At 39.7% G+C, this 24508-nt stretch carries 31 protein-coding genes; 18 read left to right on the forward strand and 13 right to left on the reverse strand.

Annotation, left to right across the window (positions count from 1 at the left end):
- The first annotated feature begins 245 nt into the window (after positions 1-245).
- From RHP64_RS05260 to RHP64_RS05280, 5 genes are all read left to right on the forward strand, one after another.
- Entirely contained in the window at positions 246-512 is a 267-nt protein-coding gene (locus tag RHP64_RS05260; RefSeq protein WP_050892476.1) for a GNAT family N-acetyltransferase, read from the forward strand.
- A 321-nt stretch (positions 513-833) separates the two neighbouring features.
- Positions 834-911, forward strand: coding sequence for a putative holin-like toxin (locus RHP64_RS05265; protein ID WP_285714049.1), 78 nt, complete (start codon positions 834-836; stop codon positions 909-911).
- A 221-nt stretch (positions 912-1132) separates the two neighbouring features.
- The gene (locus RHP64_RS05270) at positions 1133-2455 is read left to right on the forward strand and encodes a Y-family DNA polymerase (RefSeq protein ID WP_435302999.1); all 1323 of its coding nucleotides are present in this window, start codon (positions 1133-1135) and stop codon (positions 2453-2455) included.
- Positions 2448-2816 carry a hypothetical protein gene (locus RHP64_RS05275; protein WP_150288723.1) on the forward strand — a complete coding sequence of 123 codons (369 nt, stop codon included), beginning with the start codon at positions 2448-2450 and terminating at the stop codon, positions 2814-2816. The genes RHP64_RS05270 and RHP64_RS05275 overlap by 8 nt, the downstream gene beginning before the upstream one ends.
- Before the next feature lie 255 nt (positions 2817-3071).
- Positions 3072-3503, forward strand: a complete 432-nt coding sequence (locus RHP64_RS05280; protein WP_146955667.1) for a GNAT family N-acetyltransferase — start codon at positions 3072-3074, stop codon at positions 3501-3503.
- A 33-nt stretch (positions 3504-3536) separates the two neighbouring features.
- Here the strand turns inward: RHP64_RS05280 and RHP64_RS05285 are convergent, their stop codons facing one another.
- From RHP64_RS05285 to RHP64_RS05295, 3 genes are read right to left on the reverse strand one after another with little or no spacing between them, the layout of a single operon-like run.
- Complete coding sequence (locus RHP64_RS05285; RefSeq protein WP_146955668.1) at positions 3537-3782, reverse strand: hypothetical protein; 246 nt, start codon at positions 3780-3782, stop codon at positions 3537-3539.
- A gap of 12 nt (positions 3783-3794) precedes the next feature.
- Positions 3795-4118, reverse strand: coding sequence for a hypothetical protein (locus RHP64_RS05290; protein ID WP_146955669.1), 324 nt, complete (start codon positions 4116-4118; stop codon positions 3795-3797).
- The gene (locus RHP64_RS05295; RefSeq protein WP_146955670.1) at positions 4099-4329 is read right to left on the reverse strand and encodes a hypothetical protein; all 231 of its coding nucleotides are present in this window, start codon (positions 4327-4329) and stop codon (positions 4099-4101) included. The genes RHP64_RS05290 and RHP64_RS05295 overlap by 20 nt, the downstream gene beginning before the upstream one ends.
- A gap of 17 nt (positions 4330-4346) precedes the next feature.
- On the opposite strand from RHP64_RS05295, the gene RHP64_RS05300 reads away from it, so the two are divergent.
- Positions 4347-4556, forward strand: coding sequence for a hypothetical protein (locus RHP64_RS05300; protein WP_146955671.1), 210 nt, complete (start codon positions 4347-4349; stop codon positions 4554-4556).
- A gap of 220 nt (positions 4557-4776) precedes the next feature.
- Here the strand turns inward: RHP64_RS05300 and RHP64_RS05305 are convergent, their stop codons facing one another.
- From RHP64_RS05305 to RHP64_RS05340, 8 genes are all read right to left on the reverse strand, one after another.
- The gene (locus RHP64_RS05305) at positions 4777-4995 is read right to left on the reverse strand and encodes a hypothetical protein (protein WP_021210377.1); all 219 of its coding nucleotides are present in this window, start codon (positions 4993-4995) and stop codon (positions 4777-4779) included.
- Between the two features lie 10 nt (positions 4996-5005).
- On the reverse strand, positions 5006-5224 hold the full coding sequence (locus tag RHP64_RS05310; protein ID WP_462784962.1) for a hypothetical protein: 219 nt from the start codon (positions 5222-5224) through the stop codon (positions 5006-5008).
- Positions 5211-5654 carry a hypothetical protein gene (locus RHP64_RS05315; RefSeq protein WP_160215180.1) on the reverse strand — a complete coding sequence of 148 codons (444 nt, stop codon included), beginning with the start codon at positions 5652-5654 and terminating at the stop codon, positions 5211-5213. The genes RHP64_RS05310 and RHP64_RS05315 overlap by 14 nt, the downstream gene beginning before the upstream one ends.
- On the reverse strand, positions 5654-5875 hold the full coding sequence (locus RHP64_RS05320; RefSeq protein ID WP_146958288.1) for a hypothetical protein: 222 nt from the start codon (positions 5873-5875) through the stop codon (positions 5654-5656). The genes RHP64_RS05315 and RHP64_RS05320 overlap by 1 nt, the downstream gene beginning before the upstream one ends.
- A 355-nt stretch (positions 5876-6230) precedes the next feature.
- Positions 6231-6443: a hypothetical protein gene (locus tag RHP64_RS05325; RefSeq protein ID WP_146955673.1), complete on the reverse strand. Its 213-nt coding sequence runs from the start codon at positions 6441-6443 to the stop codon at positions 6231-6233.
- Positions 6430-6801 (reverse strand): hypothetical protein, encoded by a 372-nt coding sequence (locus RHP64_RS05330; RefSeq protein ID WP_146955674.1) that lies wholly within the window; start codon positions 6799-6801, stop codon positions 6430-6432. Before RHP64_RS05330 ends, RHP64_RS05325 begins: the two co-directional genes overlap by 14 nt.
- Before the next feature lie 10 nt (positions 6802-6811).
- Positions 6812-7156 (reverse strand): hypothetical protein, encoded by a 345-nt coding sequence (locus RHP64_RS05335; protein ID WP_146955675.1) that lies wholly within the window; start codon positions 7154-7156, stop codon positions 6812-6814.
- A 17-nt stretch (positions 7157-7173) separates the two neighbouring features.
- Entirely contained in the window at positions 7174-7605 is a 432-nt protein-coding gene (locus RHP64_RS05340) for a JAB domain-containing protein (protein WP_462784963.1), read from the reverse strand.
- 452 nt (positions 7606-8057) lie between these two features.
- Here RHP64_RS05340 and RHP64_RS05345 point away from each other — a divergent pair, with 452 nt between their 5' ends.
- From RHP64_RS05345 to RHP64_RS05375, 7 genes are all read left to right on the forward strand, one after another.
- Positions 8058-8324, forward strand: coding sequence for a hypothetical protein (locus tag RHP64_RS05345; protein ID WP_002814593.1), 267 nt, complete (start codon positions 8058-8060; stop codon positions 8322-8324).
- Positions 8311-10578: an ArdC-like ssDNA-binding domain-containing protein gene (locus tag RHP64_RS05350; RefSeq protein WP_462784964.1), complete on the forward strand. Its 2268-nt coding sequence runs from the start codon at positions 8311-8313 to the stop codon at positions 10576-10578. Before RHP64_RS05345 ends, RHP64_RS05350 begins: the two co-directional genes overlap by 14 nt.
- Before the next feature lie 12 nt (positions 10579-10590).
- Positions 10591-11073, forward strand: a complete 483-nt coding sequence (locus RHP64_RS05355) for a hypothetical protein (protein ID WP_150288717.1) — start codon at positions 10591-10593, stop codon at positions 11071-11073.
- Positions 11070-12968: an AAA family ATPase gene (locus RHP64_RS05360; RefSeq protein ID WP_462784965.1), complete on the forward strand. Its 1899-nt coding sequence runs from the start codon at positions 11070-11072 to the stop codon at positions 12966-12968. The genes RHP64_RS05355 and RHP64_RS05360 overlap by 4 nt, the downstream gene beginning before the upstream one ends.
- Positions 12955-15975, forward strand: coding sequence for a type IV secretory system conjugative DNA transfer family protein (locus RHP64_RS05365; RefSeq protein WP_462784966.1), 3021 nt, complete (start codon positions 12955-12957; stop codon positions 15973-15975). The genes RHP64_RS05360 and RHP64_RS05365 overlap by 14 nt, the downstream gene beginning before the upstream one ends.
- Entirely contained in the window at positions 15972-18068 is a 2097-nt protein-coding gene (locus RHP64_RS05370; protein WP_150288714.1) for a pLS20_p028 family conjugation system transmembrane protein, read from the forward strand. Before RHP64_RS05365 ends, RHP64_RS05370 begins: the two co-directional genes overlap by 4 nt.
- Before the next feature lie 62 nt (positions 18069-18130).
- On the forward strand, positions 18131-18634 hold the full coding sequence (locus RHP64_RS05375) for a hypothetical protein (RefSeq protein ID WP_150288713.1): 504 nt from the start codon (positions 18131-18133) through the stop codon (positions 18632-18634).
- A gap of 45 nt (positions 18635-18679) precedes the next feature.
- On the opposite strand, the gene RHP64_RS05380 is transcribed toward RHP64_RS05375, so the two are convergent.
- Both RHP64_RS05380 and RHP64_RS05385 read right to left on the reverse strand, forming a co-directional pair.
- On the reverse strand, positions 18680-18961 hold the full coding sequence (locus tag RHP64_RS05380) for a hypothetical protein (RefSeq protein WP_004915935.1): 282 nt from the start codon (positions 18959-18961) through the stop codon (positions 18680-18682).
- Positions 18961-19740: a ParA family protein gene (locus RHP64_RS05385; RefSeq protein ID WP_146992689.1), complete on the reverse strand. Its 780-nt coding sequence runs from the start codon at positions 19738-19740 to the stop codon at positions 18961-18963. Before RHP64_RS05385 ends, RHP64_RS05380 begins: the two co-directional genes overlap by 1 nt.
- A 369-nt stretch (positions 19741-20109) precedes the next feature.
- Here RHP64_RS05385 and RHP64_RS05390 point away from each other — a divergent pair, with 369 nt between their 5' ends.
- From RHP64_RS05390 to RHP64_RS05410, 5 genes are read left to right on the forward strand one after another with little or no spacing between them, the layout of a single operon-like run.
- Complete coding sequence (locus RHP64_RS05390; RefSeq protein ID WP_150288712.1) at positions 20110-20439, forward strand: hypothetical protein; 330 nt, start codon at positions 20110-20112, stop codon at positions 20437-20439.
- Positions 20439-21092: a hypothetical protein gene (locus tag RHP64_RS05395; RefSeq protein WP_150288711.1), complete on the forward strand. Its 654-nt coding sequence runs from the start codon at positions 20439-20441 to the stop codon at positions 21090-21092. Before RHP64_RS05390 ends, RHP64_RS05395 begins: the two co-directional genes overlap by 1 nt.
- A 2-nt stretch (positions 21093-21094) precedes the next feature.
- Positions 21095-23050, forward strand: a complete 1956-nt coding sequence (locus RHP64_RS05400) for a type IV secretion system protein VirB4 (protein WP_160215178.1) — start codon at positions 21095-21097, stop codon at positions 23048-23050.
- A gap of 1 nt (position 23051) precedes the next feature.
- Entirely contained in the window at positions 23052-23246 is a 195-nt protein-coding gene (locus RHP64_RS05405; protein ID WP_105296052.1) for a hypothetical protein, read from the forward strand.
- A 3-nt stretch (positions 23247-23249) separates the two neighbouring features.
- Positions 23250-24500: a phage tail tip lysozyme gene (locus RHP64_RS05410; RefSeq protein ID WP_160215177.1), complete on the forward strand. Its 1251-nt coding sequence runs from the start codon at positions 23250-23252 to the stop codon at positions 24498-24500.
- Positions 24501-24508: the final 8 nt, after the last annotated feature.

A 24508-nucleotide genomic window follows, 5' to 3' on the forward strand; every position in this document is an offset into this window, starting at 1 on the left:
AATTTTCGGTGTATGAGCACTAAATTTTTCAATATTTCAGCTCCCTGTTTTTTAGTTTCATGAATATGAGAAAATATGTTAAAATTGTTCTGTAAGAATTATATTAGATTAGAAAGTCAGTGCGCGGTTTAATAGTTTAAATAAAATATCTATTATCATACCAATTGGTCGAATCATAAAACCAGAATGGCTTTTTTACTTTTGTTCTAAAATTTTTTTGAAAAGGGTGTATTAGGAGGAAAATTATGCAATTTGTCAACTATAATGGCCGCTTGAGTGTACCAGGAAGTAATGATGATTTAGCCTTTATTGATTATGAAGAAGACAGAAATACATGGAAAATTACAAATACTTATGTTTCACCTGCATTGAGGGGACAGGGTATCGCGCAACAAATGATTGATGAATTAGTTTCGCTAGCCAGAAAACAAAATATTAAAATTAACCCAGCTTGTCCTTTTGCCAAAAAAGTATTTGAAAAAGCACTTTATGCAGATATTGAACTAAAATAATGCTGAGTCAATTAACTAGCTCGACATAACGTGTGCTATCATAAGTAACGCTATATCATCTTTTTAAAGCTGTCAAAAATAAGGGTTCCAAAAAAACTTTCACAAAGTCTTTGGAAGCCTTATTTTAGTAAGCATTTTTAAAATTTCACAAGCGTTTGAGTTTTAGAGCAATTGCTATTTTGGGGTATGTTATACTAGTTACAGCAAACAAGTTAAGATGGTGGCTATCCTGAGTGGAGGTGGTGCTTATGGTGTTAAAACTGTAAACCCAGATTCTAGGAAAGGAGATGCCTAGTGTCCGTTTCGGATACTTTACAGCTAATGATTGGTTTTGGGACATTTGTCTTGATACTGGTTGGATTAGTTGTTGAGCTGATAAAAAACAGCAACAAAAAATGATCATCTTGCTTTAGCTGGGCTGATGATCATTAGATGAATTATTAACTTAGCCACCGTCGATACGGGTTTGCTAGGAGTCGTAGTTCACGCTACGGCTCTTTTCTATGTCTTTATTATAGCATAGCTTTTGCTTTTGTCACAAATTTAATGTTTTGTTCGCTTGCGTAAACGAACGCTTGTTCGTATAATGAATTATACACAAATGTTTTTGGAGGTTGCTGATGGAAAACGCAATCACAACTGAATATGATTATAGCAAAGAAAACCGTGGCGTGTTCTTCCTAATTGATTCAAAAAGTTTCTACGCCAGTGTTGAAAATGTTGAGCGGGGCTTTAATCCATTAAAGGGCGATTTAGTCGTGATGTCTGAACAAGCAAACACGAATGGTGGTTTAGTCCTAGCGGCCTCACCAACAGCTAAGAAGGACTTAGGCATTTGTAATGTGATGCGCCAGCGTGATTTACCTGATGTGCATGGCTTGTTTATCGCACACCCTAGGATGAATAATTATATTGCTGAAAACCTAAAAATCAATAATATTTATCGTCAATATACCGATGATATTAATTTGCTGCCGTACTCGATTGATGAGTCTATTTTAGACGTAACCCACTCTTGGCGGTTGTTTGGTAAAACTCCTGAGGAAGTCGCTTTTAAAATTCAAAAGCAAGTTAGAGCGGAAACGGGGGCCTATTTAACAGTTGGTATTGGTGACACGCCTGTGCTCGCAAAAATAGCCTTAGACATTGAAGCAAAACACACTAAAAACCTGACGGGTATTTGGCACTATGAGGATGTGCCGACAAAATTGTGGCCAATTACGAAATTGGATGATGTCTGGAGTATTGGTTCCCGCACAGCACATAAACTTGAAGTGATGGGTATCCATTCAATGTACGATTTGGCGCATCAGGACCCTTATCAATTTAGAGCAAAGATGGGATTAGTTGGTGAGCAATTGTTTGCCTTATCTTGGGGCATTGATCGTACTGATATGACTGAGGTGGTCGTGCCTAAAAGCAAATCATACAGTAATTCTCAGGTATTACCGCGTGATTATAAACGAAAAGAAGAGATTGAGATTGTTGTTCGTGAAATGGCTGATCAAGTGGCTACCAGGATCAGAGCACATAAGAAACAAACTTGTTTGGTTAGCTTGTTCATCGGGTATTCTTTTGCCGAAAGTGAACGCCAGGGAAGTCATGGTTTTAGAAAACAACAAAGAATTGATCCCACTAATGATACCCACAAACTAATGGCAATTATGGTGGCTTTGTTTGAAAAGCATTGGCATGGTGAAGTGATTCGTAATATTGGGATTGATTATGGCGGCTTAATTGAGGACACTGGCGTGCAACTTGACCTCTTTGAGCAACCAGAAAAATCAATTAAATCCAACAAAATTGATCAAGTTGTTGATGAAATCCGGAAACGGTTTGGCACCACAGCTCTGATGCGGGCGATGTCCAAAGAAAAAGGCGGTACGGCGATTAACCGTGCCAGCCTGGTTGGTGGTCATAACGGAGGTAACAGCTATGAGTGATGCAGAATTTAGTAAGATGATTAACAATTACTTTCAAAACGACTATCGCGAGCGTGGCAAGGTGAAGTGGAATGGCTATTTCCTGTCGGACCATACCTCAGCTTTAAAGCGTGAAGCACAGAACAAAAATGCAGTACCTGTTAAATTACCAATGATGTCCTTAACGGCATGTCAAAATATCTTGCGTCATGCCTCAGCGAATTATGAATTTGTGACTGTACAACAAAATATTGAGGACACGGATGGCAATTTAGTGCCTAACGCAACTGGTTTGGTCGATGGTTTTTCTGATTTAGGGGTGTATATTAATGAGTCCTATATTGCCTTTGAAAATATTAGAGCGGTGGTGAAAGAAGAATGAATCAAATTGATGCGGTCATTGTAGATATAAAAAAGATGTTTGCTAAGCAACACACTCACAACAAATAGCTCGCTTAGATAGTGAGTACAGAGAACAGATACCTGAAATCATTGCTAAAATACGCAAAGAAACGGGCTTAACAGTTAATACTAACATTTAAAGAAATTATGATTAATTAGTATTATTTCCTAGTTTTAGATACTTGACTCCTCTCCTATTTTTTATTAAACTTGTTTTAGGAAAAAGGGGACTACAATGATTACAAAATTAAACAGTTTTTCAGACAGGGATTTAGAACAATTGGCACAGATTTGGTTGAATGGCAATTTACAAGCACATTCATTTATTCCCGCTCAGTATTGGAAAAATCAATTTGTGAACATTAAAAAAATGTTGCCTGAAGCAAATGTTTTTGTGTATAGGAATAATGAAACAATTGTCGGTTTTTTAGGCGAATTAGATGGTTACATAGCTGGATTATTTGTTGACATGAACTACAGAAACCAAGGTGTTGGTAGCCAATTAATTAATTACCTAAAACAAATAAACGACAAATTAACACTTTCAGTCTATGTAGATAATATTAATGCCGTTAATTTTTATGAGAATAAAGATTTTATCATAGACAGTGTAGGTATGGATACTGAGACTGATTCAAAAGAGTATCATATGATTTGGGAAAAATAAAAGGTAAAGACTTTTTTATAAAGGCTTTGCTTTTTATTTTGCTATAAATAATGCCAATGCAAGTGACAGAATGAGAATAATTAGCACCAGCATCGCTAAGACACTTTTGATGCCAAAAGCAATAGCTAGACTTATCAAAATAATAAGTGGTAAATAAAAGTACCAATACGAAATCAAATGACCAACAAATAGGATACTCAAATACAGGATGGTGCCAATGATGTGGCCGAACAGCCAAAATAGAAACATTGCCAATAAACATAAACAAAAGATTAACATGATTTTATCCTCCTATTCGGATAGTTTTGTCAGACAGAGAGAAAAAAGTTCCTTTGTTACTGAGGGATAATTCAATAGATTCTTAATACCAAAATGCGTTTGGGTATAAGCACAGACCAGATAACCAAAATACCAGTCATGGCCTGATTCACTCAGACCATCTGGGTGGTCAACAAAAAGACGTTGCAGTCGCTTTAAAATACGCGGACCAAAAATAGCATCGTCAAAGATTGCTTGTGCTAAACCTGGGTAGATATATTGGCCATTGCTTTTTAAAATGACTAATCCGTTGGCATCAATAGTGGTAGACAATGTTTTAGTTGTGAGTTTTGACATGAGTTTTCTCCTTATGTGGCAGGTGACCAGTATTGATCCAGGAACGCATCGCTTTATAAGCGGACTGCTTAAAAGCCAAGCTAGCTAAGACATAAAAGCCAGCCAGGGTGAGTAAGACATACAACATTGTGCCATTGATGACCATTAATAAAATATCCAAACTGATAATTGTTGCGGCAATAGTAGTGATAACTTTGGTGATTCGATTCATAGTAGTTCTCCTTGAGTATGTACGCACCAGGCAGAAACCATTTCCTGTCGGCCCTGCCTGTGATTGGTGTGTTATTTCGTTTTGACGAAGAACATGGGGACACAAGCAGCGCAGAATACAAGGGTGAGCGTAGCGAATTTACGAAGCCCTTGTATTCTGTGCTAGTGCTTGTTGCTGTGGTATCACCACCACGGCTTACAAGTCACTGGTTGTGGCACAATGTTTGACTCAAAGCGAAGTGGCACCCAAGAGCTTGGCAGGACAAGCGTAGCGTGTTTGATCCCGCTTGCGGGTCTGGGGAACACGGCAAAAAATTTTTACCGCTCATCATCTTCACGCGCAATCATAATCACACCGACTAGGTAATATAAAATATAGACCAGCATGGCAATTAGCATGAGAAGTTTAAAAACGAATACACCCATAAGCACACACTCCTATCTGTGATTAAAATTCCTCGTAGTCCGTTGTCTCTTGTTTGTACTCCGCACTGATTTCACGTAAATCTAAATCATCTGCTCCTAAAATCACTTTTTCATCAAAATAGTGACGTTTACCAATTGCAACAGCTTGTGTCAGTTTCTGTTCATCTGTGAGTGTATCAGGGACATTAACTGCCACTGTTCTAACCAATGTTTCCATATATTTAACGTTGACGATTGCCATATTATTCTCCTTAAATGGTGGTTCTTAGGGTAACGTGTTTACCCTCAGCTAATTCTTGCATGATAAATGCACTTAATAGCAGTGCTTCATCATCTGATAAATCTATTTCACCCGAGTCATTGCTAGTGGACTCACTGACGTGAATTTCACTCCCGCCCATAAGGAAATCATCAGACCATGAAAAGTAACGTATGGCTATATTTTCAATCACTTCATCATTCATTGTCATTAGTCTCCTGTTGGTTTTGTGTGTAATAGGTTAGTCCGTTTTCTTCAACTTGATTGAATATTTGGATAAAGTCCTTATCAAGGATATTTTTCTTTTTGTTCAATTCAAATTGTGACCAAGTAAATTCCATTGCTTGATATTGACTAGGGGTAATACTGCTAGGCTTTACTTTGGTATCAAGACACAACATAGCTTGATAAAACAACTTGGGACTTTCTTTTTGCAAAGCTTGCAAAGTGTTGAAAATGGTGTTGACTAATGAAACACTAACGCTAGCTTCAACCATTTCTTCAAAGCCTTTACTTAATTGCGCTTTATAGTGACTAGTTGGCACTTTGGTCTCATTGAACAAATAAGTCATATCAGCGATTGATTGTGCCATTTTGGCGATTGGTAATTTGCTAAAATCATCATAGAATTGCTTTGTCATTATTTTTTCTCCAGTTCATCAACATTGACTAATTTAATATTGTTGCCGTATTGGGTGGCTAAAAAGGCAAACGTGTCTTTCAAGATGTAATCTGTTGAACGATTAGCGCCATAGATTTGTAAATAAATTGGGTAGCCATGCGTGAGAACAACTTGCTTATCGGTTGAGGCATAACGAACGGTATGACCGCTATTGCGAATAAGTTGATAATAAACTTCCATAAGAAATAAACCTTTCCAAAACTTTTTCCTGTTGGCAATCGCTCCAATTGAGCTGGTTGCGTCGTGACGGGTAACAATTGGCATGATAACCAAAGAAACACAAGGATTGCGCAGCAACTTGCCACGTCCTTGTGTTTCTTTGTAGAGACTGTTTGGCGCTTGCGCCTTACAGACTCTTTATCATGCGATTGTGAAAACGGCACAGAGCAAACAGAACAATTTGGTGCGATGCGAACGGAAGTGAGCCTTTTGAACCCCCAATTAACTTTACTGGTGTGGTATCAACCACGCCTGTCAAGTTAATGATCAGGGGGACTGGGGGAAGGGCTATGACTAAAAAATGGTCATGGCTTTTTTATTGAGATATTGACTGAACAATAGCGTCAAGAATTGTATCAATTGAAACACTCGCTAGAATGTCTCCATAATCTTTGAAGTAAGTCCCGTTATGTCTGGCTAGACCATTACTAGCCACGGTTATTTCATCACCATTTTTGAGAGTTGCAATCATCACACCATTGCTAGTGATTAGCTTATTTACAATTTCAAATGGGTTAGTTTCTGTCATTTTGTTGCTCCTTGTCTGATTTTGGTGAATGATAGTCTGGGTTGTGTAGCCACCAGTCGTTCATAATTTTAAATAACTTTTTACGAATGGTTGCTGCACTGGCTTTTGGGTTGCCACATACTAGTTCCGTAACATCTTTATTAAAAACAAGATTGGATAATGGATATTTTGCAAAACGCAGTGAGAAAAAATAGTCATAATCACCGTCCTTGTAGTCATTACGGTACGCTTGCATGTGAATTGGTTTGAAGGTTGACTCACAATCACGCCAACTTAATAATTCTTCTGGTCTGGCAATATTTTGTTCAATCATCATATAGTCGGTTGTCAAACCTTGATGAGGGCTATACCATGCCATAATGTCTCCTTTACATCCAATCGGGTCTTTCGTCACCATCAATACTACCGTGAATATGATTTACTAGGCTTTCGTTTGTGACCGTGATGTTGTTGTCTGCGACGTAGCCAATTGCTAATCTATCGTATTTATCATTTAGATGTTGATGATGTACCCAATTGTTGTTGAAGGGATAATAAAGTCCTAGCTCGGATAGCTCATCTTCCAGCCCTGACCAAACATTAGCCGTCAAGTCATCTTCATCATAGCTTTTAGCTTCATAAACAAGTTCTACGGCTTGAATAGCACCGCTAGGAATGAGTACCATTGCAGGATTTTGTAAGTAGGTTTCCATTCTAATAATTTTGATATTCATTTTTATATCCTTCCTGATTATTTAAACTGATTTTCTGCAAATGAGTAATAATCATCTGTGCTAACAATAAAATGGTCATTAACTGGTACTTGTAATAATTGCCCAACTTCTCTTAGCTTTTGTGTTAAGGCAATATCTTCTTGTGAGGGAACTAAATGACCACTGGGGTGATTATGCGCAAGAATGATACTACTGGCGTTATTTAAGAGCGCTATTTGAAACACTTTCCTAGGAGATACAACAATACTGGAAATTTGTCCTATGGCAATCGTGTCTGAGGCGATAACGTCCAATTGAGAATTTAAGCTCATGACAATCAACCGTTCTTGCAATTGACGCCCAATTTGATGTTTGAGGTAATTACCGACTTCAACCGCTGATTTAGCAGTAAAGTCTACACTGACATCTCTCAGTTGAAAACCTGAATTTGTGACTGTGATATTAGACATTATTTTGTCCTCCTGTTGGCCTGTTTTGTGACCAATTTATTCTTATTGCGTTGTGAACGGACAAACTAAAACAAGCCAGGGCGGGTTTGCAAAGCTCGCGTAGCGACACGTAGTGCTTGGCCTTGCAAATTTAGCCCAAATCTTTGGACTTTAGTCCTTAGATTTGTTTGGCTTGTTAAAGTTTTGGTAGTCACAAAAGCAAGAATAGATGGTGCATAACAGCCAGCAGGAAGGAAAGCCATCACATTTAAACGGTTTGAGAATCGTTTGAATGTGATGGCTTTTTTGAACCCCCAATTAACTTTACTGGTGTGGTATCAACCACGCCTGTCAAGTTAATGATTAGGGGGACTGGGGGGATTGTGTGGTCTCAGGAAAAACCATTTACTTTTATGAAGTTATTTAAAAGGTTGATATATTGACCCTATATTAAACAAAAAGGGAGCTACAAAATGGCTAAAAAAACGATTGACCAACAAATTAAAGAAAAGCAAACACGTTTGGATGAACTAGATTTACAGGCAAAAGCAATTCAAGACGAAAAGCGCGCAATCAAAAAAGACATCAAACAACTCAATGATGCCCTTGTGGCTGAATTGGGACGATCACTGTTAGCCAAAATGAACTTGGAAACAGATGATATTGATCAGGCATTTGCTGAATTGAATCACTTACCAATTGACAAACAAGTTGGAGGACAAGCTCATGGCGATCAGTAAAGAAGAACGTGCGCAACTCAAACTATTACCAATTCGTGGCTATTGCGATTGGAAAGGTATTCCATACACAACGGATACCCCAACTGAGTTACGTATGGTTGATCATGACAGTTTAGTTGTTAGGACAAAATTAAACCGCTTTGTCTGGAACTCAACTGGCGTTAAAGGTGATTTGGTTGATTTCATTCATTACTACGAATTAGGTAAATCAGATGGTGACAGTAAAGGTGCCGCTATTAAAAATCAACTGGCTTACGCACGCTTTGTCAAAGGTGAAAATATTGATGTCTCTAAACTGTACGAAGACAACACACCGCGTTACAAGTTTGATTATGACAAGGTCTTCAAAACTCAGGAAACAAACGTAGCCAAAGATTATTTAGTTAATCAACGAAAACTCAATTCACAGTTCATTGATAATTTATTGAAAAGTGGCGCAGTGGTACAAGGTAGCCGTTATCATGAAGGTGATAAACTACATCAAAACCCCGTCATCTTTCCCTGGAAGGATGTTAATGGCAAAATTGTGGGCGCTGATCGTCAAGGAACTGAACAAGACTTTGAACATTACAAAAAGCGTGGCACATCCAAAAAAATCTTTGCTGGCAGTGATACCTCAACGGGCTATAACCTCTCATTTGGATCAGGCGACAAAACATTAATTTTATTTGAAAGCCCAATTGACTTATTGAGTTATGCGCAACAAAACCATCAAGACATGGTGAAAAGTAACGCCACGCTGTTGTCTGTGTCTGGAACTGATGCCAAACGTGGCTTGCAATATTTGAATGATGCGGTTGCTGCTAAGCAAGCCAAATTTAATAAGATCATTGTGTCTTTTGACAACGATGTTGCAGGGTTTAAAGCCGCTGATTACTTTGATCGTTTTAGTTTTAAAAATCCAATTACTGGTGAAGCGATTGAAGCAGAGCGTCATATTCCCTTACAAGGCAAAGATTGGAACGAACAATTGAAAGCAGGTGTTACAGGGCGGCGCGTTATGAGTATGACGGATAATGCTAATCGCTTAGATGCCTTAGAAAAACTTGCAGTGCAAGAGACACAAACAGGCAAACCAGATTATGTGGATGTCAAAATGAGTACCATTCAACCTGTTAAGCCAGCAGTTGACGAAAAAACACCGAAAAAGAGTAAAGAACGTCGTTCCAAAGCTGATCGTCGTAAGGAAAATGCTTTGAAGAATAAGCAGATAATTCAAGAGGCAATGGGAAAGGTGGCCAAGTACCAACAAGATCCCGCTGAACTTAAAAAGCTCCTTGACTTTACCGCGACTGGCTTAAATTATTCGGCTCGTAATTCAATGTTGATTCAACTACAAAATCCAAAAGCCACCTTGTTGAAAGGCTACAAACAATGGTCAGCGGATGGCATCCAAGTTAATAAAGGTGAGAAGGGTATCAAGATATTTGGTGCCCCAACAAACTTGAAAACCATTATTGATAGCAATGGTGAAAAGATAGGTTGGTCTGATGCGACACCTGAACAAAAGCAATTAGCCAATAACAATCAATTGGAAGTCCGCAGTGTAAAACATTATCCAGTCGAAACCGTATTTGATGTTCGTCAAACCAATGCCACAGCTGAGCAATTGCCAAGTATGTTACCGAATCGTCCAATTGACTTAGCCACTGATAAAAGTCCAAAACATTTGGATGCGGCTTATAAAACGTTGTTGAAGTTCGCTGACAAGCTTAAAGTGCCCGTCATTGACCAAGGTGTAGATGAACAAATTGCCAAGCGGCCAATGACCTGGCAGGGACAAGCAAAAGGAGCCTTTGTTCAATCAAAAACCAATAAGGATGAAAAATATATCCTATTGCGCAGTGATCTTACCCCAACCGATAAAATTCATACCTTAGCGCACGAAATAGCGCACGCGCAGCTTCATTCTTTGCAGAGTCAAAATAATTGGCCCACAGCCATTAAAGAAACGCAGGCAGAGTTATCCAGCTATGTGATTACTAAAAACCTAGGCATTGCGCCTGGTGAAAAAAGCGTTGATTATATTGCGGGTTGGTCAAAGAATTTAAAGGCACTTGAGGGTCAAAATACTGGCAAAATCATTAGTCAGGCACTCAAAGCTAGTACCGATGTTACTCAATATTTATCGGATAACTTGAGCAACGGTGAAGTACGTCAACCAAAAACAACAAAATTGCTTAAGCCTGATAAGTTAGCGGTTGTCGAACAGAATTATCAGGCCATTAATCAAACAACTACACGACACATGTAAAAGGAGCAAAACATGTCACAAGAAAACATTCAAGAACTTACAGGCTTTATCACAGGCATTACAAAGTCTGCTGAAGTTAATATTTTATCCTTCCAGGAAAAAGGGCAACCAGGTGCAATTGCTTTGACAATTGAAACCAGGCGCTACCACGAATTATTTCCAGCAGGCGATCCAATTTTAGGCATTGAAATGGTGGCCGTGTTACGGCAAGTTGGCAAGAAATTACAAGTGGTATCAATTTATGATCCCGAAGGTGATTTTATTGCCGCTGATGAGGTGCCAGAACTTGGCCAATTAAATCATCAATTAGATGATGCCAAAAGCACAGATGTCTACACAAGTTTACTCGCTGATCGTCAAAAAGCAGTTGATCACATTGATGCGAGTACAAGCGAATTAGAAGAATTAGCCAGAGAACACGATACTGCAAATCAAGTCCCTGAAAGCAATACGAATTACGGTGATCCCGTCACCGACCAGGGAGGGAATGAATGATTGAATTAAAACAAAACAATCCCACGCCTTATCTTGATCGCTATACAACAGACATTAGTGCCAAAGTGATGTCTGATCCAGACAAATATCATGCCTACGAACGTGAAAGCATTACACGTCGTATCATGGTCTCTCTGATGAAACAAATTCAAAATGCGCCTTTATTAGTTGGGTTACCTGGAGTTGGTAAAACAGCTATTGTAGAGGATTTGGCACGCCAATTGTTAAGTACCTCAGTTCCTTCCCTCAAAGGCAAACACTTAGTTCAAATTAGTTTGGCCAACTTGATGAAAAGCAGCGATGGTGAGTCATTTGCGCATAAGTTCCAGGCGATCATTGATGAATTGATTGCTAATAAAGACACTGTAATTGCTTTTATTGATGAAATTCATCAAATTGTTGGCACTGGTGCTGAAACATCAGGCAGTTCATTGGATGCGGGTAATATTATCAAACCAGCTCTGAGTCGTGATGATCTCCAAATTATTGGGGCAACGACTACGAAAGAATTTCACGAATATGTGGCGCGTGATGGCGCACTGATGCGGCGATTTGATTTGATTGAAGTGCCAGAATTAAGCTTTGAACAAACGAAAAACGTTTTATCTAAAGTCGCCACAAAACTAAATAACGGTATTGAAGTGCCAGAAACGGTACAAGACAGAATTATGGCACTATCACAACGCTATATCACTGACCGTTACTTTCCTGAAAAGGCAATTATGCTGTTAGATGGCGCGTTGAGTGTCGCACGACTGGATAATCGATCAACACTGTCAAATCAAGACGTAGCTACGATTATCCATGATGACTATCATGTACCTGAATATGTCATTAATCAGACGACTGATGAACGATTATTGAACTTGTTACCCAGACTAAAAAGCCAGGTGATTGGTCAAGACACAGCCTTAGAAAAAGTTGCTATGAAACTGACTAATCGCGAGGCAGGATTAGCCGATACTTCAAAGCCTGAATCATTTCTCTTTATGGGGCCCACAGGTGTTGGTAAGACTGAGACCGCCAAACAACTAGCGCTAAATCTATTTGGTAACCAACAAAACTTTATCCGCTTTGATATGTCTGAGTTTAAGTTTGCAGGGACTAGCCTAGAAAGATTTAAAGATCAACTCACCACTAGAGTCAGGCACACACCTTATGCCGTATTATTGTTGGATGAAATTGAAAAGGCTGATCCAGAAGTCATGGATTTGCTTTTGCAGGTCTTAGATGATGGTCGTTTGAGTGATGAATATGGTCGTGTCATTAACTTTAAAGACTTAATCATTGTCATGACAACTAACTCAGGGGCCACAGCAGTGATGAATCGTGATGCCAAATCAGGTTCTATTAAAGAAGACAAAAAGCGTCAAGCAAACTTTGAAGAACAACTCGAAATTGCCTTGCAAAGTGATGGTTACCGTCCTGAGTTTATCGCTAGAATTGGTGCCATTATTGTCTTTGATGTCTTAAAAATGGCGGATATGGTGCGAATTGTTGAACTAAAATTGTCACGACTCAATCAAAAAGCACAAACTAGTGGCTTCAATATTGTTTTTGACACACAAGAAGTAGCGCGTTATATTCCATCATTTGACCTGGGCTTTGAGTATCTAAATGGTACACAGGAAGTCAGCTCACCAATTGCCAACTACATCGCAGATGTTGGTTATAAACCATCGCGAGGTGTCAGACCAATTGATGACACAATTGCCACGTATGTGAGTGATCCAGTGTCTGCCGCAATTATCCAAAAGCGACAAGGATTAGGACAAGACTTTGACACTTTCATCTTTAGAGCCATTGGCAATCCACCGTCTTTGACAAGCCCTTATGGTGAATGGCAAGTTGTGGTTTCCACAGTTAAGGAGGCAACAGACAATGAAGCTATTTAAAAAAGATTATCGCGCTGAAAGACAATTTATGCGCGAGAGTTACATTCGTTGGCGTGGTCGTCCCTGGTTCTTATGGCTGTATGGCATTATAGCAACTATTGGAGTGATATTCATATCGCTTTACGTCACGATTATTGTTGACTTGTTGATAAGAGTCGTTGGCCCATATATTCAAGCCTTCAAGTTCTACATGCAAAGTGGTGTTGCTCAATGGCCTGAATTCAATGATGTTATGAACATGACAGCCACTGTGCTCAATCCACTCAATATTTTCACTATTCTGTCGCGACTAACTTTAGTGACAAGCATTGTACTAATCCTATGCCTGTTACTCCTACTCAAAAAATATGTCTTCCAACGCATCTATGACTGGTATCAATTGTTTAGAGACCAAACGCGTAATACCAATCGCTTTGCGGAAGTCCGTGAGGTTGATAAGGTTTATAAATTGATTCCTGATCGCAATAAGAATTTTAAGGGTCGCCCAGGACAACCAGTGCTGCACACACAAGGATACACCTTCGAATTCTTTATGATTCATCCGTTCCTGTGGGCGTGGCAATGGTTCAAGCGGCCACTAGGTATGAATTCACTAGAATTTAGCGGGGTGTACAAAAAAATACGTCCCGTTTTACTGGAACGTTTGCCAAAGCTATTTGAAAAGCAACTGAATGTTCAAGGCGGTTTTGATGGTTTTTACTGGGTGGATACAAGTAACACGCATTCAAAGACCACTGGGATGACGCGTTCCTCAAAAGACCAAATGCGTGGATATACCCTAATTGACATCATTCGTCGTGCCGAAATCAAATGGAATATTATTGATACTGATGCCAAAAACGAAGATGCCAAAATGAGTTACAAGTCATTACGCACAGCGGGCTATGACGTGAAACTACTTAACATCATGGAGCCAAGTGAGTCTGAGTCCTGGAATCCTCTTGAAATTGCGATTGATTATGCCTTTGATGGTGATTGGGACAGTGCCAATACGGAATTGCGTAAGGTCGTGCAGGTTATTGGTGGTTCCAGTGGTGAAGAAAGTAGCCACAAAGATATTTGGGATAGTGCCGCTGAAAGTACCATACAGGCAGTCATGCTCACGGTGTTAGATATTGCTGTACGTCACCAGGACAAATCAATGGTAACCATCTCAAACGTTTTGCAATTCATCAATGATATGAACAAGTTCACGGATAAAGAAGGTGATGGCTTAACTAAGTACATTACTAATATTGGTAAACTACCGCGAACACCAGCGCGCAATATGATTATTCTAAACGCCGCTGAGTATCTATCCGCCACAGGGGATACAAAATCATCAATTTCTTTCTCAGTTATGAATCGTTTGAATTTGTTTGCCTCAGAGTCAATCACACGTCTGACAACCTTCAACACTATCAATCTGACCGACTTAGGGTTTCCAAGAATGCTAAAGATTAAGTTTTCTGACCGCTATAAGGGCGTACATGTTAGCATTCATGTTTATGAATCAGGTAAAAAGCATGCAATAGAAAAGGACAAGCTAACTGTGTCCCAATCAGGCACGCTAACTTATCCGATTCATAACCATTTACCCGTCTCATGGCAAATTGAGTTGTCACTCGATAATGACGGCAATTCAATTGCGATGCGTAAACAGTCGTTTACGTTGACTGGTAAGATTGTACAACGAAAATTACTCAATGGCAAGATTAAGCGTGACTTGTTTTCTAAGCAGCCTGTCATCCAATGCCTGGTTGATCAAATTAAACCACAAGGCACAACTGAGACACCAGATGTCACCTTGCGTTACTCAGAAAATCCAATGGCAGTCTTCATCATCACGCCACAATCTAACGATGATTTCTCCGCTTTGGCCAGCTTGTTTATCTCACAAGTCTTCTCGGTTAACACCGATATTGCTTCAACGATTACCCGCAGGAAAATGGACAGTTGGATACTTTATAAGCTCAATGAGTTTTCTATGTTCCCACGTATTCCAGGCTTCACCAACATTCTAACGCGTGGTTTAACCTACGGGCATTTGGTTGATTTGTATATTCAAACCCTAACACAACCACGTCTTCATTATTCTGAAATGGAAACCAATGACATCAATGGTAACACAGGTAACTGGTTCCACATTTTAACTAATGATGAGCCAACAAATGAAGCACTATCTAAGCAATTAGGTGAAGTCGAAGTTCAAACCGAATCAGTCAATTCACAGATTGGCTTAGATCGTCAAGATCGTGGTAATCGTCATGCACAAGTTAGCAAGGTTCGGCTGTTGGATGCCAAAGAAATTAGTGAATTGAGTCCGCGTGAGATGATTACCATCCGTACGATTAAACGTGCGGATAAGAAGGGAAGATCAGTTAGACCTTTGCCAATTTTCTCTACGGGTGCTTATAGAATGCCGTTTGCCTATGAATTATTGGGTAAGCAGTATTCACTTGATTATTATACGGCAGACTTGAACATCAAAGCACAGCATAACGATTTGAAATATGATGACCTCTATCATGACTTTGTGCCTTACTTTAATGAGCTAGATCAACAAGTTCAACTAGAAATTGAGGAAGAAGGCGCAGGTGGCAATCAAATTGATAATCGTCAACTCAATACGTTAGCTGATGATGAAATCAACAACATTTTGGCCAAAGCGCATCAAGGTATCGAAACAGCGACAGTGCAAACACAACAAGAACTCTCTGATGAGGAACGTTACTTGCAGTGGAAACATGACTTTAACCCTGATGAGCCATTTATGACAGAAGAACAACTAGATAATGTTGAGCTACGTCAAATCGTGGAGAAATCCATCAAAATGAGGATACCGCGCTCAAATAAAACGGAAGAACAAAACAGTGCCGTTGCTTACTTAAATCGTGGCAAATATCTGACACTTTCTGGCAACAACAATAACGGTAAAGTTCTACGATTACTAAACAACGAACCCGCATACATGTGGGAAATATATAAGCAGCTTAACGCTGCAACAACTCAAGGAGAAGTCGAATGACAAATCTATTCTCGGGCCTCAATACATTAGCAGATACTTTACCTGTAAATGGCCCAACAGCCGATTTTTACACGCAATGGTCGCAATACCTATCGCCATTGCCACACATATTCTTAACGCTGATCATGTTATTCATGCACAGTATTGCGTTAATTTTCTATTACATTGCGAATGCGGTTTATACCGCCTATACCGCATCGTTTAAGTTACTTGACTTTATGAATATCTTTTTTGAACCAAACAGTGATGTCTATCGCGACTGGAATTTAGGAAATATTCTAAAAGATTTCCTGTACCTGGGTTTTGTCATATTCGGCATCATGATGATGGTGCAGTGGATACAATTTACCGCTACTTCTGGTCGTAAGGGTAGAGAGTGGCCTAAGGGAATCACCATCACAGTTGCCGTTATAACGGCTTTACCCTGGGCGATTGGATTGATGAGTGGCATCGGGACAGCGACTGTTAATGATACTATTGGTAATAAAGAAGCAAATATTGTTACGCAACTGTGGCAAGGTAATTCAACAAATTTGAAGGAATTGGCGAAAAAGAATTTTGATTTGTCATCTTACAAGAAGGACCATAAGTTAAGCACTAGGCAAATAACAGGAAGTGATTTTCACTCTGTAATGAGTGATGCAGGATATACAGATGGATTGTCCGATGCACAAAAGTCCGTCTTTACTAAAAAAATTGGCGGTAACGGTAGCATGGTTGATATTACCGGTGACTCACTTGTGCTGGGTAAGACATTTGCGGATGATTATCCAGTTATGAAAACAAACTGGTTAGGCATTATTGGTGGTGAGATAGTCTTTATTATCGTTGTAGCTGGGGCAATTGTCCGTTTGCTATCGTCTGTTTATAAAATGGCTTTTATGGCAGGTTCAATTGTATATTTTGGCCTCAGAGATGGCACACAAGGCAAACGTGTCCAACAAGTTCTGGGAATGATTGAGGGACAAATAACAGGTATTATCATGATGCCGATTTCATTAATCTTCTTCTTTGCCTGGGTAGAATTCGCCTTTAATACCATTAATGGTTTAGGTCTAGATATGTGGCCATTCACCATTTTGTCGATTGCCGCTCTGTTAGCTGGTGGTAAAGGGCTCGCAGGTGGCTTTGAAATGATTGAGCAATGGACTGGTGTTCGCTCAGGCCATAATCCCGTTGCTTCAATGATGTTAGCCAATCAAGCTGCCCACATGGTAGGTGGTGCCACAAGGGTTGCCAAAAAAAATATTGGCAAAGGCCTTAACGCAATTTCACCAGAACAGAAAAAGAAGAATCGTGAACTAGGTAAGAAGATTGCCAACTCAGGTGGCAATCAAGGCTTAGATAATAGTAAAGCGCTGACTGATCATAGCTTAAACGATACTGGTGTTGATCCCACTGCTCAAGCCACAGGGAAGGCGGCAAAGGCGGCTGAGGTAGCAGGACGTACAGTCGGAGCAATGAAACATCCAGGTAGTTTATTGAAAAACACTGGTCGTGCGGCTGGTGATAAAGTTAAAGGTGGCGTGAATAAAGCCGTTGGCAATGTCAAAGATTATGCTGGTGGTGTCGCCGACAACTTTGCAGGAGGACAACAAGCCGTTGAAGCCTTTAACAAACGTCATTCGCCTGTGACACCCAAAGCAGATAGTGGCGATTTACCATCTAATTCTTCTCAACCACGTAATGTTCATGAAGCACTTTCAAAGGCTGCCACAGATTCACCTAATGCTCATCCAAAAGATACAACAAATAAGTCTCAATCTAACATGAGCCACGCTATGTCTGATGCACACCGTGGCTTACCTACTAGAACTAACTCACACAACCCTAGCGCTACTAATTCAACTAAGCCAATTGTGAGTGGCGGGACAGTTGTTCAACCTAAGGGAGTTGGTGCAACACCAGCAACCATGTCACGTCCAAACACCCCACGTTTGAGCGGTACATTGCCTGGCAAAAAGACGGTGACTCAACCTTTGACAGCAGCGCAACAAAAAGAAAAGGATCGCTCCTGGGCTGAGAGTGTTATTGCAAAACAAAAAGCAAAAATGCAGAATCAACAAAGCGTATCAAGTAAAGAAGACAAGTGAAACTTTTAATTTGTAGGCTAATACGGTAAAATTAACAGTAGTTGATTTTAGGGAGTATACTGATGGAGAAAATTAAGCAAAATAAAATTTGGATTACAATTGTGGTGATTGGAATCATTGTTATCGGAATTTTGTTAGCCATGTTGCACCAACAAAAACAAAACAGCCCTGAGGCACAATCATCAAGTTATGCTTCAAGCGTTAAAAGCGCGTCAGATGCTGCTTCTATAAAAACAGCCAAAAAAGTCAAATTATACGGCGAAAAAGCGGCTAAAACAAAAGGTCATATTTACAACGGTCATATAACAACATGGACAGAACAGGATTTTGTCAATTGGGCCAATGATTACTTATCTAAACCGCACTCAATCAATGATGTGGGAAAAGATAAAGAGAAATTTGGAACAAGCGTTGAATTCACCGACTCGGATGTTCCGGATATGTCGATTAGTAACATGGCCAATAACATTCATCAAAACGGTACTGTTGATGGGTACTACAAAAGTTTTACAGAATACCATAAAGATTTTCCCGATATGGATCCAGACGATATAAAAAATAAATAACAAAAGCCGTGATTACTTAAATCACGGCTTTCGTTTTATCCTAAATTATTTTGATTGATTTAAAACCTGCTCAAGCACTAAATCGACAAAGGCACTTGATGAGCGGAATCCTTGTTTGGTAGCCAACTTCTCAATGCCTTGTTTTATCTCAGGGCGAATGGTGTAAGTCGTTTGTATTTTACGACTACTATGATTTGAAGAAGGCAGCTTGAATCCGTCACCTAACGATACCTCTGATTGTGGCTCGTCTCGACTAAAGGCATCTGCCATTTGTTTTTGAGCGCTGGCTTCATCAAACATACGGGGGTCTTTTTTATCGTAATCCATTATTTCACACTTTCTAATAGCTTTTGATAAGCATCATTAATTTGTTGCAAGGTTTTAGGGTTGCGCTTGGCTTGGTCTAAATCAAACACTGGGGTTTTAAGCATCGTTGAACTATTAAACACTTCACGCTCATTTAAGACAGCGACAAGGTTCTCAATTTGGTCAATAATTTGGCCAAACTCATGACTTGAACGGGTATTGTGCTTCACACGATTAGCAAGGTACAAGACTTTCGCTTCAATCAGTGATTCGCGTGTTCTAATATCTACTGCATCATCTCGGAACTCTTTCATTCGCAGGTCAAATTGTTGTTTTGATTGAATAAAGCCATATTCAGAGGGTTCTAGTGGCACGACAACGTAATCAGACACAGCAATCATATTCTTCGTTAACGTCCCAAACTCTGGATGGGTGTCAATTAGAATATAGTCATAATCTTTGATTTCCTCAAGGTGATCTTGAAGCCACATCATCATCAAAAAGTTTTTATTATTCTTTGATTGTAATGTGCCTTCTAATTCGTCTAAATGAGGGCTAGCAGGTAACAAACCTAATTGTGGGGTAATTTGTCTAATTTGTGCTAAACCGCCTGTAAAGACGTCATATAGCGTATTTTTATTAGTATAACTTTCATAGGTAGAGGACAAGTTACCTTGATAGTCTGAATCAATTAACAAAACCTTGTAGCCTTGTCGAACCAGAAAACTTGCGAAGTTAAATGTCATCGTTGTTTTACCAACGCCACCTTTAGATGCTGAAAATGTAATTGTTTTACTCATGATGAAGCTCCTTAGTTATTTTATCTGTCAAAACGAAATGACGATGAAACCATCAATCCAGGCATGTAAAACTTGCTTACATATATATTATATCATACGTATAACATGTATATCAATATACTATACTTTAAATATAGGTAAAGGTATGTTTGTGTTATAAGATGAATATATACACATCTATCAATATCTTATATAGATTGGATACACAAAAAGATAACAAGCAAATCATTGTCTCCTGTTCGTGCAGGGGGCTTTTTCTTTGCCTTAGGAAAAACCATTTACCTTTATGACATTCTTTCGATACCTTGTACACTGACCACAGATTGAACTTCAATCCAGGCAAAAATAACTCGTTAAAGGAGAAATTATATGTATGAACACTTTACCCCTGGACGCAATATTTGGAAGAAAGTGTCACGGTGGATGTTTTTCACGATGGAACGAATCTTTGTCCTAGTCATTGTTTTTGGCATTACTTACCTGATGATTAAATCATTCTATCCCTACAATATTGGCAAGTATGGGCTGATTCTAATTATCAGTAATGCGTTACTAGCTGGCTTTTTGATTTTACCTAGTCCAAGTAACCCAATGGGTCTCATGTATCAAGAAATCCTACGTGGCATCTTAAAGTCCAGCAAACACGCCACAGGTGATCTAACTGCCATTACTGAAAACAGGAAACGAGAGGAAAAATAATGGGAATAAAAGCTAAACAAGCACAAAAAGGAAAGGGTTTAACAGTTGTCAAACAAGCACTTGATAATCGCAAACCAATTCCAATCTACTTTGCTTTACCTTATAAAGATATTTTGAATAAAAAAGGGCATCCAATTCTATTGGCAGATGATACGTACGCTGACATGCTCAATTTACCAGGAAAAGATTTGGATTTCCTGAATGCAGAAGGTGATAAGAGTTCTAACGCCATTATCGCTGACTTTCACCAGTTGCTATCAGTTTACGTGGAAGACTTTGATATTTTCGTTAGTCAACTACCCGCTGACACCCGTATCCAGCAAGCTTCATGGGGACAAGAGTTAGTAAGAGTGGAAAGTCAATTAAATAGCGGTGACCTAGATGATCGTCATTATCAACAATTGTTAATGATGCGCCAAACTATTTTGCAAGAAATTAATATTGAAAAAAATGTGGTCGGCGACATTAAACATCAAGAATATACCGCTGTGATCTACGGTAAGACGTTAGCTGCCTTAGATAAAAATCGTCGTGACTTTATGGCACACGCGGGCATGGCATTTACACCTGAGCCAGTCTCAATTAATCGTAAAAAGATGGTCATGTACCAAATCAATAATCCTGGTGAAACCTTAGAACTGGAGGAGAAATAAGCATGCGCACAAGTTTAAATACAGCAAAACGTTCCGCTTTAAAAGCACGCGGCTATAATTTAGAACTTATTGAGGAAGTTCAAAATCCTAGTGGTATTGAATTTCATACTACTTACTTTGATGATGGTATGGCAAGTAGTGCAATTATCAACGTCTACGACTATCCCAAAAATGAACAATTACAAGGCTGGTTCAAAGAGTTAATCAATCATAAGAATACAATTGTAGACATTAAGATTGGGACTGAGAACAAGTTTGAGGTGCAAAAAGCACTTGAAACAGCCACTAATACCTTGCGTAGTAAGGCACGTAGTGAAGTGACATCACAAGGTGACGCGTTAGAAGCCGAACAAGATGCTGACATTACACTGCAAGATTTGAATGAAGCTCGCAATGGTCGGGAAATTTACAAACGTGTCTACGTTAGGTTGCTGGTATCAGATGTTTCTCCAGAAGAATTACGCCGCCGTGTTAAAGAAATCCAACAACAGCTTTCTAACTACCGCATGAAAGTTTATCCTTCTGAGCAATTGACACACTTCCAACAGTTTTTTATGCCAGCAATGTCAATTGAAAATCAAACGATTAAGGACAAAGGCTTTCCAATGAAAGCCTATGCTTTGGCTGGCTCGTATGCCTTTAACCAAACCTTTATCGCTCATCCTAGAGGCTCATACATGGGCTTAACGATGCAACGTGGTGAAGTTATGTATGATCCTAGCTTCAATGACCATCGTACGCAGTTAACCGCTTATAACCTAGTTGTGGGTGGTGAGCGCTCAGGTAAAAGCTCGTTTGCTAAAAAGAATTTGGGGCCATTAGTTTCTCGCGGTGACACGGTTTGGGTATTTGATAAGTCTAATGAATGGCGTGATCTCGTCAATTATTATTACGGTGTCACTTTGACACTTGATGGTAGTCAAAACATCATTAATTTGATGCAAGTGTTTGGCACAGTCTTAGATGCTAACGGCAATGTTGATGTTATTGCTAGCTTCAACCAACACCGAACAAAGGTGATTACCTATTACGCTACACTTAACCCGCAAGCCGACAAGAAAGAATTGGAAATGTTAGGAAACTTAATTACTGATTTCTATGTTGAACGGCGTATGTGGTCATTGTCACCAAAAGACAACCCACAGGATTTACGTGTGATCGGGCTACGAAATGACGACTATCCAATTCTCGAAGATTTTCAAACCTTCCTAGAAACTCGTAACATGCTGACACGCAACATGACGCAACCCGCCGTAGAACGTTTGGACAATATCTTATCGACGATTAGCAGCTTAATACAAAATCATGGCGACATGGTGAATGGTGTAACGACTATGCCTGATTTGTCTGGTGAGCGTTTGATTCGTTTTGATACGAGTGGTCTTTCAAGATTAGAAGATGATCTCTACAACGCGCAATACTTTACCATTTTGTCTTTGATGGAAAGCTACATCACGATTAACGGCACACAACAACGTGAGCGCATTAAGCGCGGTGAGGTCTCAACTCAAGCCAACAACAATGGTAATCCACCAAAATACTTTTGGTGGATACAGGATGAAGCGGATGATATTTTCAATGCTAAACATTCATTAGGCATAACCTTTGGCGATAACATGATGGCACAACATGGTAAAGATTTCTTTGGTATGTTTGCTATCTTCCCAGGACTAAAAAACGTTGTGCCAACAGGTAATGCATCAGACACTGAGGCTAGTCGTGCCGCATCTTCGTTCTTTGGCCGATTCCCAAAGCAAACGATTGGACGTCTATCAAAAACGGATACAACCCGTTTACGCAGTGTGGTGAGTGAAACTAATATCACTGATGGTCAACTACAAGCGCTACAAGGATTGGATCAAGGTGATTTCTTAATGAACTTGGTGGGTAAGCAAGCTACTTTCATGCACGTTGATCTCAATGACTCAGAAATTAATTTGTTTGGTGGAGGACTGTAAGATGAAATTGCCACATCCATTAAAGAAGGCGCGTGATAACCGCGAAAAAATGAAGCAAGAGGCACAACAAATCGTTGAAAACTATGACAAAGGTCAAAAGCCTCAACCAGTGGATAACAAAATTATTTGGTATGTCATTGTTGGTTTTGTTTTTGTTTTTATTCTCAAAGGCCTCAGCCTTTTAATTGGAGGTTAGACCATGTTAGAACGTTGGATGCAAGATAAAAAGCGCCGTTTGTATGTCATCATCGGCATCATTACCACAGCAATTCTGTCAATATCAGTTATTGCCTTAATGTGCGTCATGGTCTTTTCAACACAGAATGCCAATTGTTGGAATGATGATACAACAATTGATGATGGTGGCACTTCAATCGGTGGCGATTGGAAAGATCCCAACTCAGCAACGCACAAAGCCATACAACATGCAATTGACCGTTTTCATAAAGAAATTAAAATGTCAGGCGACAATATCGCTGCTGCGATTGCAATTGGTCTTAGAGAAAGTGGCTTTAACCCGAAAGCCGTCAATCCTGCTGGCTCTGTAAAAGGCATCTGGCAATGGGGCGCTGGTGGTATTAACGGAAATCGCTATGGTGACACAGCTGATACAGTGCAAGCACAAGTTCAACTGGCAATCAATGAATTGCATAGTAGTCATAAAGCAACTCTAATTGGCCTAGCGGCCGCTAACAACATTAACAGTTCAATGGTGGCTTGGGATACAAAGTTTGAAGGAGTCGGAGAAAACGATCCACAGCGAAAAGTCGCCGACACCGCAAAAACTGCCGAAGAAGTCAAAAAGGTTTTCAAACTAGATTATGCAGGTGATATTGATGTCTTTGATGGCGGCAACAACGACTCAGGTTCTAGTGATACCTCAAGCGATGCCAATTCAAGTGCTATGTCTGATGCCTCATGTGACACAGGGTTGGATACCAACACAGATGGCTTACCAGTTAAAGGGAAATACAACATAACAGGTGGCTATCCAAACTATGCAGGCCTGACAGGTGCAGAACATTATGGTGTCGATTTTCAAACCGTCAACCACACTATGGCTGGTGGTGAAAGTAATGTGTACGCTGTTCATGATGGCACGGTGGTAGCCAAAAGTTTTGATTCAGTTGGCGGTAATTGGCTAGTGATTAAAGGCACTGACGGGGTGTTTACCTATTATGGTCACGCACCAACACAATCAGCAATTGTTGTCAATACAGGTGATAAGGTTTCTGCTGGTCAACACATTAGTCATGAAGGCCAAACTGGTGAAGCGACAGGTATTCATGTTCACTTCGCAGTGCAAACAAAAGATCAATACAATTGGGCGCCCGAAAGTAAAGGACTAAAATCCCCTGGGCTTTATCTCAAGCTACCTGCAAAGGCAGGCACTAACGTTGTTATTCCTAGTGGGCCATTTGACTCTAGTACAGGCAAAACAGATAAATAGGAGTATTC

The sequence above is a fragment of the Leuconostoc sp. XM4 genome, from assembly GCF_055698815.1.

Coding starts and splice junctions, on each gene's coding strand:
- RHP64_RS05260 (WP_050892476.1), top strand. CDS start 246: ATGCAATTTGTCAACTATAATGGCCGCTTGAGTGTACCAGGAAGTAAT.
- RHP64_RS05265 (WP_285714049.1), top strand. CDS start 834: ATGATTGGTTTTGGGACATTTGTCTTGATACTGGTTGGATTAGTTGTT.
- RHP64_RS05270 (WP_435302999.1), top strand. CDS start 1,133: ATGGAAAACGCAATCACAACTGAATATGATTATAGCAAAGAAAACCGT.
- RHP64_RS05275 (WP_150288723.1), top strand. CDS start 2,448: ATGAGTGATGCAGAATTTAGTAAGATGATTAACAATTACTTTCAAAAC.
- RHP64_RS05280 (WP_146955667.1), top strand. CDS start 3,072: ATGATTACAAAATTAAACAGTTTTTCAGACAGGGATTTAGAACAATTG.
- RHP64_RS05285 (WP_146955668.1), bottom strand. CDS start 3,782: ATGTTAATCTTTTGTTTATGTTTATTGGCAATGTTTCTATTTTGGCTG.
- RHP64_RS05290 (WP_146955669.1), bottom strand. CDS start 4,118: ATGTCAAAACTCACAACTAAAACATTGTCTACCACTATTGATGCCAAC.
- RHP64_RS05295 (WP_146955670.1), bottom strand. CDS start 4,329: ATGAATCGAATCACCAAAGTTATCACTACTATTGCCGCAACAATTATC.
- RHP64_RS05300 (WP_146955671.1), top strand. CDS start 4,347: ATGTACGCACCAGGCAGAAACCATTTCCTGTCGGCCCTGCCTGTGATT.
- RHP64_RS05305 (WP_021210377.1), bottom strand. CDS start 4,995: ATGGCAATCGTCAACGTTAAATATATGGAAACATTGGTTAGAACAGTG.
- RHP64_RS05310 (WP_462784962.1), bottom strand. CDS start 5,224: ATGACAATGAATGATGAAGTGATTGAAAATATAGCCATACGTTACTTT.
- RHP64_RS05315 (WP_160215180.1), bottom strand. CDS start 5,654: ATGACAAAGCAATTCTATGATGATTTTAGCAAATTACCAATCGCCAAA.
- RHP64_RS05320 (WP_146958288.1), bottom strand. CDS start 5,875: ATGGAAGTTTATTATCAACTTATTCGCAATAGCGGTCATACCGTTCGT.
- RHP64_RS05325 (WP_146955673.1), bottom strand. CDS start 6,443: ATGACAGAAACTAACCCATTTGAAATTGTAAATAAGCTAATCACTAGC.
- RHP64_RS05330 (WP_146955674.1), bottom strand. CDS start 6,801: ATGGCATGGTATAGCCCTCATCAAGGTTTGACAACCGACTATATGATG.
- RHP64_RS05335 (WP_146955675.1), bottom strand. CDS start 7,156: ATGAATATCAAAATTATTAGAATGGAAACCTACTTACAAAATCCTGCA.
- RHP64_RS05340 (WP_462784963.1), bottom strand. CDS start 7,605: ATGTCTAATATCACAGTCACAAATTCAGGTTTTCAACTGAGAGATGTC.
- RHP64_RS05345 (WP_002814593.1), top strand. CDS start 8,058: ATGGCTAAAAAAACGATTGACCAACAAATTAAAGAAAAGCAAACACGT.
- RHP64_RS05350 (WP_462784964.1), top strand. CDS start 8,311: ATGGCGATCAGTAAAGAAGAACGTGCGCAACTCAAACTATTACCAATT.
- RHP64_RS05355 (WP_150288717.1), top strand. CDS start 10,591: ATGTCACAAGAAAACATTCAAGAACTTACAGGCTTTATCACAGGCATT.
- RHP64_RS05360 (WP_462784965.1), top strand. CDS start 11,070: ATGATTGAATTAAAACAAAACAATCCCACGCCTTATCTTGATCGCTAT.
- RHP64_RS05365 (WP_462784966.1), top strand. CDS start 12,955: ATGAAGCTATTTAAAAAAGATTATCGCGCTGAAAGACAATTTATGCGC.
- RHP64_RS05370 (WP_150288714.1), top strand. CDS start 15,972: ATGACAAATCTATTCTCGGGCCTCAATACATTAGCAGATACTTTACCT.
- RHP64_RS05375 (WP_150288713.1), top strand. CDS start 18,131: ATGGAGAAAATTAAGCAAAATAAAATTTGGATTACAATTGTGGTGATT.
- RHP64_RS05380 (WP_004915935.1), bottom strand. CDS start 18,961: ATGGATTACGATAAAAAAGACCCCCGTATGTTTGATGAAGCCAGCGCT.
- RHP64_RS05385 (WP_146992689.1), bottom strand. CDS start 19,740: ATGAGTAAAACAATTACATTTTCAGCATCTAAAGGTGGCGTTGGTAAA.
- RHP64_RS05390 (WP_150288712.1), top strand. CDS start 20,110: ATGTATGAACACTTTACCCCTGGACGCAATATTTGGAAGAAAGTGTCA.
- RHP64_RS05395 (WP_150288711.1), top strand. CDS start 20,439: ATGGGAATAAAAGCTAAACAAGCACAAAAAGGAAAGGGTTTAACAGTT.
- RHP64_RS05400 (WP_160215178.1), top strand. CDS start 21,095: ATGCGCACAAGTTTAAATACAGCAAAACGTTCCGCTTTAAAAGCACGC.
- RHP64_RS05405 (WP_105296052.1), top strand. CDS start 23,052: ATGAAATTGCCACATCCATTAAAGAAGGCGCGTGATAACCGCGAAAAA.
- RHP64_RS05410 (WP_160215177.1), top strand. CDS start 23,250: ATGTTAGAACGTTGGATGCAAGATAAAAAGCGCCGTTTGTATGTCATC.